This is a genomic window from Chamaesiphon sp. VAR_48_metabat_135_sub (assembly GCF_031418915.1).
GTDB lineage: Bacteria > Cyanobacteriota > Cyanobacteriia > Cyanobacteriales > Chamaesiphonaceae > Chamaesiphon.
On record NZ_JANOJV010000204.1, the window covers coordinates 1 to 9,937 of the forward strand.

The 9,937-nt window shown below is 44.7% G+C and carries 11 protein-coding genes; 5 read left to right on the forward strand and 6 right to left on the reverse strand.

The window, feature by feature from the left end; translation table 11 throughout:
* Positions 1–374: 374 nt before the first annotated feature.
* On the reverse strand, positions 375–986 hold the full coding sequence (locus RMO55_RS14685) for an acetyltransferase (RefSeq protein ID WP_396134329.1): 612 nt from the start codon (positions 984–986) through the stop codon (positions 375–377).
* A 431-nt stretch (positions 987–1,417) separates the two neighbouring features.
* On the reverse strand, positions 1,418–2,101 hold the full coding sequence (locus RMO55_RS14690; protein ID WP_310427636.1) for a DUF2232 domain-containing protein: 684 nt from the start codon (positions 2,099–2,101) through the stop codon (positions 1,418–1,420).
* 164 nt (positions 2,102–2,265) lie between these two features.
* On the opposite strand from RMO55_RS14690, the gene RMO55_RS14695 reads away from it, so the two are divergent.
* From RMO55_RS14695 to RMO55_RS14710, 4 genes are all read left to right on the forward strand, one after another.
* Positions 2,266–2,952, forward strand: a complete 687-nt coding sequence (locus RMO55_RS14695) for a GNAT family N-acetyltransferase (RefSeq protein WP_310427638.1) — start codon at positions 2,266–2,268, stop codon at positions 2,950–2,952.
* Positions 2,953–3,073: 121 nt separating this feature from the next.
* On the forward strand, positions 3,074–4,270 hold the full coding sequence (locus RMO55_RS14700) for a DUF2201 family putative metallopeptidase (RefSeq protein WP_310427640.1): 1,197 nt from the start codon (positions 3,074–3,076) through the stop codon (positions 4,268–4,270).
* Between the two features lie 423 nt (positions 4,271–4,693).
* Positions 4,694–5,695, forward strand: coding sequence for a hypothetical protein (locus RMO55_RS14705; protein WP_310427641.1), 1,002 nt, complete (start codon positions 4,694–4,696; stop codon positions 5,693–5,695).
* 245 nt (positions 5,696–5,940) lie between these two features.
* Positions 5,941–6,540 (forward strand): thioredoxin family protein, encoded by a 600-nt coding sequence (locus RMO55_RS14710; protein ID WP_310427643.1) that lies wholly within the window; start codon positions 5,941–5,943, stop codon positions 6,538–6,540.
* A gap of 54 nt (positions 6,541–6,594) precedes the next feature.
* On the opposite strand, the gene RMO55_RS14715 is transcribed toward RMO55_RS14710, so the two are convergent.
* The 4 genes from RMO55_RS14715 to RMO55_RS14730 all read right to left on the reverse strand — a co-directional run bounded on the left by RMO55_RS14715 (position 6,595) and on the right by RMO55_RS14730 (position 9,202).
* Positions 6,595–7,335 (reverse strand): ATP-binding cassette domain-containing protein, encoded by a 741-nt coding sequence (locus tag RMO55_RS14715; RefSeq protein WP_310427644.1) that lies wholly within the window; start codon positions 7,333–7,335, stop codon positions 6,595–6,597.
* Between the two features lie 298 nt (positions 7,336–7,633).
* A complete protein-coding gene (dapF, locus tag RMO55_RS14720) occupies positions 7,634–8,482 on the reverse strand; it encodes a diaminopimelate epimerase (protein ID WP_310427646.1) in 849 nt (282 codons plus the stop codon).
* Positions 8,483–8,567: 85 nt separating this feature from the next.
* On the reverse strand, positions 8,568–8,858 hold the full coding sequence (locus RMO55_RS14725; RefSeq protein WP_310427648.1) for a hypothetical protein: 291 nt from the start codon (positions 8,856–8,858) through the stop codon (positions 8,568–8,570).
* 167 nt (positions 8,859–9,025) lie between these two features.
* Complete coding sequence (locus RMO55_RS14730) at positions 9,026–9,202, reverse strand: chlorophyll a/b-binding protein (protein WP_310427649.1); 177 nt, start codon at positions 9,200–9,202, stop codon at positions 9,026–9,028.
* Positions 9,203–9,440: 238 nt separating this feature from the next.
* Here RMO55_RS14730 and RMO55_RS14735 point away from each other — a divergent pair, with 238 nt between their 5' ends.
* Entirely contained in the window at positions 9,441–9,743 is a 303-nt protein-coding gene (locus tag RMO55_RS14735; RefSeq protein WP_310427650.1) for a hypothetical protein, read from the forward strand.
* Positions 9,744–9,937: the final 194 nt, after the last annotated feature.

A 9,937-nucleotide genomic window follows, 5' to 3' on the forward strand; every position in this document is an offset into this window, starting at 1 on the left:
GCGATCGCGATCGCAACTACTCGATCGACCTTGCTAATCCAGAAATTAGCTTCAGCCCCGAAAACCTTACGCCTAGAGAATCGAACCTTGTTAACCCAATAATATCCTTTGCCTCTGTGCGTTGAAATCAGCTAAATCATTGATTCTGCCGATTGACAGAAATCATCTCCACAAACACAACCAGCGACAGCGATACCATTGACTACTTTTACAGTCCTGGCAAGGGTTTAAACCTCAATTTAACTTCGCTAAAATGCTACTATAATCCAGCTTCGATCGAAACACATACAACTGTGTTTTTGTTTCGACAAAATATGGATTGTAATATAAATCACAGATTTGAGACTGGCAGCTTACGACTTACGACTTACGGCTTACGATTTAATTTTAATTACCCTAGCGGGATTACCAACAGCAGTTGCAAAATCGGGGATATCCCTAATCACCACAGCACCTGCGCCGATCGTACACCATCTCCCGATCCGAATACTAGGGATGACGATGGCACCAGCACCAATATGGGTGCCTTCACCGACTTCAACGTGACCGCACAAAGTTGCGTGAGGAGAAATATGCGCATAATCACCAATGGTATTGTCATGGTCGATGCTTGCAGCGGTATTGACGAGCACGTGTGCGCCGACTTTCGCGCCAGCTTGAATTATCGCTCCTTGCAATACAACCGTGCCAAAACCAATGCTAGCCTTGGCAGAGACAATTGCCGTACTGTGAATAGCAGTGCCAAAAGTTGCATCGATTAACGAGGCGAGTTCTGCACGTCGGGAATTGTCACCAACACTGATAATCAAGGGTGCATCTAATTCGGGAAAACCTTCTCCCAACAAGCGGATGCCATCACGCACTTCAATGCCCTTAAATTTGGCATTGGGAGGATTATCATCAAACATGCCAATTACAGCGATGTCCAGGCTGTTGAGGATATCGGTGATGACCTTTGAGTGTCCACCAGCTCCATACAAGTACATGTATTTAGTAGCCAGATTTATGTACATAGTAAATAAATAGTTATTGCCGATATCATACGCCCAAGCTTTGCCTTGGTACATCGGACAAATAGATCGATCTAAATGCTGAATTATTTTGCGATCTTAGCGGATGCATGTTGTTTGAGCAAGGGTTCTTGAGAATTTAAAGAAATACTTACGATCCTTAATTGCTGAATTCTGTGCTGTTTGTGTTGGCGATCGCTTGCGGATTGGCACAGCTTCTGCTCACACAGCAGCAGCTACAATCAGATATCTCACTAACAGTATATTCAGTGATTCGCAAAGCGGATCGGGACGAAAATCGATCTTCAACATCCCACAGAGATCGATAACTGTTGCCAGATTCCTATAAAATCTTGCCGATCGGGATTGCTGCCCACCAAAACTTTGAATTTATGATCGCATTATAACTAAAGATCCAATAATGTATCCACCCAGGCTGGTGCTTTGGGAATCGGATTACCAAGACGCTCAAACATCAGGAGCGCAACCAAATGGATGACAAAAAGATAGACGAAATTACTGAGTAAGATTAAGGCGATCGCTAAAATTTGAATTACCAGTAAACTAGGTTCGGCGAGGATGCCCAATTGAACGAAAATCCATTCAGACAGATCGCGAATTCTGACCATCAAATACATCCACAGATCTTCTCCCAATAAAATCGAAGTCCACCAAAAGCGAAAGAACACGCCGAAACAATCGAGCAAAGCACCCAAAGAAATCGAAGTCAACCAACCAACCCGCCGTCGCCAACAGGCACCTAATTGAACGCCCATAATGCAATAGGGGATCGCAAACAAAATGCTTCGCGATGGTCCCATTAGCACTGACAGTAATAATGCCGAGACAAGGGCGGTCATCCAACCCGCTCGATAGCCCCAGCGTAAATAGATTAAGGCAATCGGAATCGGAAAAAAGATTTTGAAAATCGGCCCAATGGGGAAATAAAAATTTAATAACCAAAGTAAACTAGCCGTACTAGCCAGGAAAGCGGTTTCCACCAACACAATCGGTGGTTTGCCACCAGCGATATTAGTTACTTTTGATGTCTGCTGTTCGGGGGGGGATTGATGTTCGAGAGGAGATGCCAATGGATTACCTCGATCGCCTGCACGATCGGCTAAATGAGTTATGATGTAGATCCGGTTGTGTAAGCTTGTTATTTCTAATTGTAGATCGACTCACAACCAATCTAAATAGTTGAGATTTCGATTAGTAAAATTTCCTGTGGTGGAGTTGCCTAATTTTTTTTGATATGTCGGAACTCAGCACGAACCCGAATAGTTTAAACACAATCGCCAATACTGCTAATATCGCTCGGACGATTGCTTTTGAGAGACATCAAATTGAGATTCGGGCTGTTCGAGAGGACGAGATCCACTGCGTTGCCGATATTATCACTCGGAGCTTTCATTTCGATCGCGGGTGGATGAGATGGTTTGCACCCCTGTTCAAGCTGGGCATCGCCGAAGATTTACGCCATCGTCTCCGCTCCCATGTCTCTAGTGCCAGCCACGGCAAAGTCCAGCAACAAGTTTGCTCGATCGCCCTGTATGCCGATCGAGGACAATCGCAAGTAGTTGGGACGATTGAAGTTGGTGTGCGGACTACCAATTCTCGGACCGAACCGATCCACCTGAGCGCAGCCGCACCGCTGACGACACAATACTGGCACGATCGTCGTCGTTATATCTACATCTCCAATCTAGCTGTCAGTCAAGATTTTCGACGGCGAGGAGTCGCTCAAGAACTACTCAATAACTGCGAACAACTGACCAAATCTTGGGGGTATTCAGAACTCCATCTTCATGTCATGGGTAATAACGAGCGCGGGCGAAACTTGTATCAAAAATTAGGTTATGAGATCGTTTCCAGCGAATCGATCTGGTCGATTATCCCTTGGCATCGACCAGAAAGATTATTTCTCCGCAAACAGCTATAGCCCCTTTACGAGTATTACGTTAGAGGGTGGGGTGTAGGGGTGTGCCAGAGCGTTTATTACCTTTGTACTCTCCAACTCCCGAATCCCGAATCCCGAACCCCAACCCAGCAACACCTCCGTAATGACCGATCTCGATCCAACAGTTGAATTTGCCAACCAGATCAGTGCATCCTTGTTACGGTTGCGGCGGAAATCGCCATTTTTTGGGACCTTGGCGATGTTCGCACGGTTTATTCCCACGACAACCATTCCCGCTGCTGCTACAGATGGACGAGATATATTTTTCAATCCTGAATTTCTGAAATCTTTGCCGACTTTACAACAGGATGGAGTGCTCTTACATGAAATTCTCCACGCAGCACTATTGCACCCCTTGCGATTGAAAGAACGGGAGCCAGAATTGTGGAATATTGCGGCTGATATTGTGGTCAATGGGATGATTCTGCGCCAGAGTGGATTTGAATTACCACCAGATGGATTGCGAGATGAGCAATTAGAACATTTCAGCGTTGAAGAAGTATATGAGTTATTGCAATCTGCTCGGGGCAATGAGTCGGTTGCTAACGCAGCTAATCCGTGGCAATTAACCGATCTCGACTTACTCCCGAGGAACCCAGCGAAGGCTACCAGACCAGTAGTCGCAGGCACAGAGACGAGCCTAGAACTGGCCGATCGTCAGGAATTAACCGCACATTGGCGACAGGCTCTACAACAAGCAACTGCAATTGGCAAAGCTACTCAATTTGGTAAATTACCGAGCGGGAGCGATCGGGAATTAGCCTCAGTCATCAATCCTCAGCTAGACTGGCGATCGTACCTCTGGCGATATTTAGTCCAGACTCCCACAGATTTTCAGGGATTCGATCGCCGTTTTGTGGGACGGGGCATCTACATCGAAGCATTGCAGGGTGAATCAGTACGGGTGTATTTGGCGATCGATACCAGTGGTTCGGTGGGGGAAGCAACACTCGAACTATTTTTGAGCGAAGTCAGCGGCATTTTAGGTGCCTATCCTCACCTAGAGTGCGAGTTATATTATGTTGACTGTGAAGCTTACGGTCCTTATTCGATCGCCATCAATGCACCGTTACCAACCCCCGAAGGTGGTGGGGCTACATCATTCGGACCATTCTTCGATCGAGTCGCCAGCAGATGGGATGGATATACTCAATCCATTTGTATCTACTTAACTGATGGCCGTGGTGAATTCCCCCAATCTGCACCAACGTTACCCACTCTCTGGGTTGTAACCCCTGGCGGACTAGATTTAGCTCAATTTCCATTTGGGGAAGCAGTTCGGCTGATCGAAAATCTCTAGGAGTCTGCGGTGTAAAACTATTCAATCGGGATTTGGGGTGTGGGATTTGGGAATAGTCTCATAACTCGTGCCGTCTATATACTCGTAGTCCAGGTGCTGTTTCGATCGGAGAGTGGAGAGAGAAAAATTAATGAACCGAGGAGATCGATAGTTAGTGAAGCATCCTGAGTGGGAACAATATGGGAAGTTGTCAGAATTGAGATTTCTGGAATAACTGTATGGTCAGAGCCAAGGTGCGTCAATGTGTAACATCTGTAGAAGGATCTAAGTGAGCCAATGCGGATCGAGAACCAATGACTTTTTTGGTAATTTCCCCGACACAACCATCAAGCTACAACGATTTTTCTTCTGAAAACTTCAGTTGTCGGAAATATCCTCGCTCGAATCGTTTGACTAAAACCTAGATAAAAACTGCTTAATTTCATGAGAATTAATGACCCAAACTTACTTCAACAAGTCGTTAACTATCTTGATAAACATCAAGAAGCAGTTCGCATAAAAAAAATGCTGTATTGCTTATGTACGGGAAGATGGGAAAAAGACAATGACTATCTCAATTCGATTAATTTTCAATATTTGATCGAACAACTAGTCAGAGAAAATAATACTCTCGATCGGTTTAGATTATTATTACAAAAACTAGTTAAAACAGTTAACAAGCCCAAGCAGTATATTGATATTGCCAAAGTAATTTATCTGGCGATCGGGCAATTATACCCTGAATTTCGCCAAGAACATGGAGGTAAAACGCCAGCACCTGCCCCCGCAGCCCGAATACCTCATCCCGAATCCACCGACTCATCGATAAGTCAGGCTGTCCCATCGGCATTTCAGCGGGCTTACGCACCACAACCTACCCAGTTAAGTAGTTTAGATGTCCCTTCTTCGATCGCCCGCGCCTACAACCCTGCACCCACCCAAGCTTTTACCAATCAGGTTGTCCCCTCAGCATTAGAACGAGCCTACGCGCCACAACCCACTCAACAATTTGACACACAAACACCCGCTTACGATGAAGTAGATGAATCTGCCTATGAAACTTATTATGATGCAGAGCTGGGCGAAGACCAATTCGGTAGCGCAGAATCTATCCCAGAGACATTAGTACCCGAATACGATCCCTTTGTCTTGCGTCAGAACGTAATGAGCTATAGCAATCCATTGCGTGCCAAAATAATTCTTTTGGTAATGTTGCGACCTAATTTCAATTTTAGTAGCCAATCAGCGGCAACAATGCGAGAATATCTTCTTGATGAGCTACTATTAGAGGTACTGAAGACTTATCCGACCATGCCACAACTTGAGGAAAGTATGACTTTTGCCGTCGAGCAACTAGTCGAAATTGAGGAGTACGGGAAAGCTGCAACTGGATTACTTCAATCTTTAGCACCTATATACACAATCAAAACTCAAGCTGCACGATAAAAAGAGAATATGACATTGCTCAATTGCAATATTTAGATATCTTTAATCACAAAATTCGACAGGTGATACCATGAGCTTGCCTTTTGCAATAATGCACAGGGTATCACTTTCAACTGTCTTGAAAAGGTGCTTTACTTGCGGCGTTTTTATTCGGGGGTTCCCCCCGAATAAGAAAACGACAAGACAGGGGAAACCCCAAGACCGCACTTTTCGCTTTCAACTTTCAACTTTCAACTTATTTAATTATGGTACGAACTGCATCGACAATGCTACCTTTAGGCGTAAGTGCGCCAGCTTTTAACCTCCCCGATGTTGTCAGTGGATCGCCGATTTCCCTGGAAACATTTGCAGGCAAATCGGCTCTGCTAGTCATGTTTATTTCCGTTCACTGTCCATTTGTCAAGCACGTTCAAACTCAATTGGCACAGATTGGCAAAGACTACGGTATGAAAGGTTTGGGGATGGTCGGCATCAGCCCGAATGACATCGATAAATATCCTGATGATGCTCCCGAGCATTTACAAGCTTTAGCCCATGCTGAGGGGTTTAATTTCCCCGTCTGCTGCGATCCTAGCCAAGCTGTGGCGAAGGCTTATACTGCTGCTTGTACTCCCGATTTCTTCTTGTTCGACCGCGACTTCCATTTGGCTTATCGAGGGCAATTAGATGATAGTCGCCCTTCTAATGGTAAACCAGTCACTGGTCAAGATTTACGCCACGCGATCGAGTCACTCCTGGCTGGTAATGAAGTAGATCCAACTCAACGCCCCAGTATTGGCTGCAATATCAAGTGGATTCCTGGTAACGAACCTGAATACTTTACAGGTATCCGCGCTGAGGAATAAAATGTAGCGGCAATTCCATCAATGGATAATTAATATAATTATCCATTATCCATACTATTCTTCCCATTCAGACATAGATCGAGCCTCTGATTCCCGAATCTGCTGTTGGAGATCTTGCCAGTTGACCGATGTACTTACTTTGTCGATGAACAATTTACTATCTTGTAAATAGAGTAATCGAGAGCTAAATCTTGCGGCTAATTCTAATTGATGATTGACAACGATCGTGCCTATTTGTTTCGATCTAGTGATATTAGTTAGGGTCGTTAAGATACGTTCGGCAGTGGTGAAATCTAGATTAGCGATTGGTTCATCTAATAGTAAGATTTGCGGTTGAGTAATTACCCCTCTAGCGATCGAGACAATTTGTTTCTGTCCAGCAGAAAGTTGTAATTCAGTTCGATCGAACCAATCTGTCGGAATCTCAAATTGTTCGGTAATTGTGACGATCCGCTGCTTAATCTCTTCTGCACCTAAAGATTGCAACTGCAACGGATAAGCTAGAGCTTCCCGCACTTTCATCCCCAATAATTTCGGTTCTTGACTCACTAACATTACTCGCTGTCTGAGGGTCACAGGCGAAATCGTTTGATAGTTTTTTCCATTTAATAGTATCTGTCCGCTTGTTGGGTCACAGAGACGGTTTAATAGCCGTAACAACGTACTTTTCCCCACACCTGTAATTCCCGTCAAAGTAATGCATTCACCTGCAGCCAGACTAAATGAAATATCCGTCAGCAGTTGGCGAGTAAAATTGGGTGGAGTGTAGCCGAGCGATTCGAGTTTAAGTAGCAATTAGGGGAAAGGGGAAAGGTGTATGCGATCCGCAATGTCAAATGTCAAATGTCTACCAGATATTTGCTAAATTGAGGATAAATCCAGGTAAAGTATCTTCTCCATCGAGCTGTGTTGGCGATTTTCAAATTTCCATTTCTCGATCGATCCGATAAATCTCCACACTTTGATTGTTCCAACCGCAGATCGCGATTGGTTTCACACATCTCTTGGAACTGCGCGGGAGTGAACTTCACCGCACTCAGATCGATCGGGAGACTGGGGCTAAACTCAATGGTGATAGTTATAATATTGTCCTCTATTCCTGAGCTATTTCCCCTTTAAATACTAACTCAGCAGGCCCAGTCATATAAACACGATTGTCTGCAGGCGACCATTCAATTTGCAGACAGCCACCAGGTAATTCTACCGTACAATATCGATCGGATTTGCCAGTCAAGACCCCAGCGACGACCGTCGCACAAGCCCCCGTACCGCAGGCTAATGTAATTCCAGCCCCACGTTCCCAGACGCGCATTCTAAGATAATCGGGACGAATAACTTGGACAAATTCTGTATTAGTCCGTTGGGGAAAAACAGGATGATGCTCGAATTTTGGCCCTAATACTGCCAAGGGAATTGCATCAGCATCCTCAACAAAAGTCATGCAGTGAGGATTGCCCATACTGACACAGGTTACAGTCCATGATTTGCCATCAACTTCAATCGATTGGTTAATCACTCTATCATCCACCATCCCCAAGCTAGTCGGGATTTCTACGGCGGACAAATGCGGTTCCCCCATGTCAACCTGTACTTGTCCCTCTAGCAGCACTTCTGGCGTAATTGTGCCCGCTAGGGTATGAATTTGATAGGTAACACCTAAATCGGTTTTATCTTCCAAATCGGCAATAAATTTCGCCATGCAACGAATCCCATTCCCGCACATTTCTGGCTCCGAACCATCGGAATTAAAAATCCGCATCGAGTAATCCGTACCATTTTGTCCAGGTAGGACGAATATCACGCCATCAGCACCGATCCCAAAATGTCGATCGCACCAAATAATTGCCTCTTCTGGCTCAATAATGGGAGTATCGCGATGACGATTGTCAACCAGGATGAAATCGTTGCCTAAGCCTTGATATTTGCTAAATGCGATCGACATAATTTAGATATTAGGTTTTAGGTTTTAGGTATTGTCCAATCACCAAAACACCTGACGGGGAAAATACGACTGCACAACTCACCAATTACAATGGCGGATGGCGACGACGATCCAAATTGGGTAATGGTGTCTGGTTAGAACTAGGAGTTAGATATAATTGCTTAGATTTGCGGTCGGCTATAGTTTCAGATTGCTGAATGCACCACCAGCGGTAGCCGATAGCCACACCAGAAGTTAGCAATCCTAAAATCATCAATGTGCCAATCTCATTTACGCCACCGAGGACAGCATCAACGGCACCAACAACGATTAGAAAGCTGGATATTGGTTCTTTGCGGTATAGTCTTTTCAAGACGGTCGGAAATATCGCGTTCATTTATAGGTGGTGAAACGAGGATTGGTGGATCGCACAGCTATTAGGTGCAATGGATCTATTATCCTATTTTACAGTCTCAGTCCAGAGGATCGATCGCCGATGACTAGAAAATTAGTCAATTCACTGAGTTACGGTACCCCTATTATGCCCAAATTTAGGTCTAAACCTTAATTTAGTCCCAATCCCATCCAGGCGAGGGGGTTTTGACCTGTAAAGTATTCAATAATTAATAGTGCTGCAAAGCCAATCATCGCCGCTCTGCCATTAAACTGCTCCGCAAAGCGATTGAAACCAAATTTAGTGACGACTAATTTGGGTTGGACAGTAGGTTGTGGTTTTGCCATGATCGAAAGTATTTCAATTTGTAAAGTTGGTTAGTATTTATTTTACGGCTGTTTGACTCGATCCGCTAGCCACAATCCTGAGATCTAGATGAATCGAATTCGCTCGACATCGAAGTGAAAGCCTTTTGAGGACTAGGTTATCTACCTATTTTTAAATAATTTGCCCGAAGATTGAACCTCCATCGAGACTTGCCTGTCTAAACATACATCAAAACAAATAAATCAATGGAGTTCGATCGTGAATAAGTTAATCAGTACTGTTATTTTAGCCACTGCGGTAGTATTTGCACCTTTAGCAGCACAAGCTGGTCAGATCCAAAGTCGGATTAATCATCAGGAAACCCGAATTTACCAAGGTGTAAAAAACGGTTCGATCTCATCCCAAGAATATAAACATCTCGAACGACGCGAAAACAGGATCCAAGCATCAAGACTCCGCGCTATTCGCAGTGGTGGTAAATTTACTAAGGCTGAGAAATATCGCCTCAACCACCGTTTGAATAATGCTTCCCGCCGTATTTATCACGACAAACACGACTAGCAATATAAAGAAGACTGACTAATTATTGACATCAACAGTACGGGTAATTCAGGAAGCGGTATCTGCTATGGCAGATGCTTCGCCAATGCGCACACCTTTGTTTTCCGAGGGTTTAGCGAACCAAGCAGCAAGACAGCGACGCGCGCTCTGGAGGAAACCTCCAGGTTTAGCGCGTCAAGACAAGACATTACCCC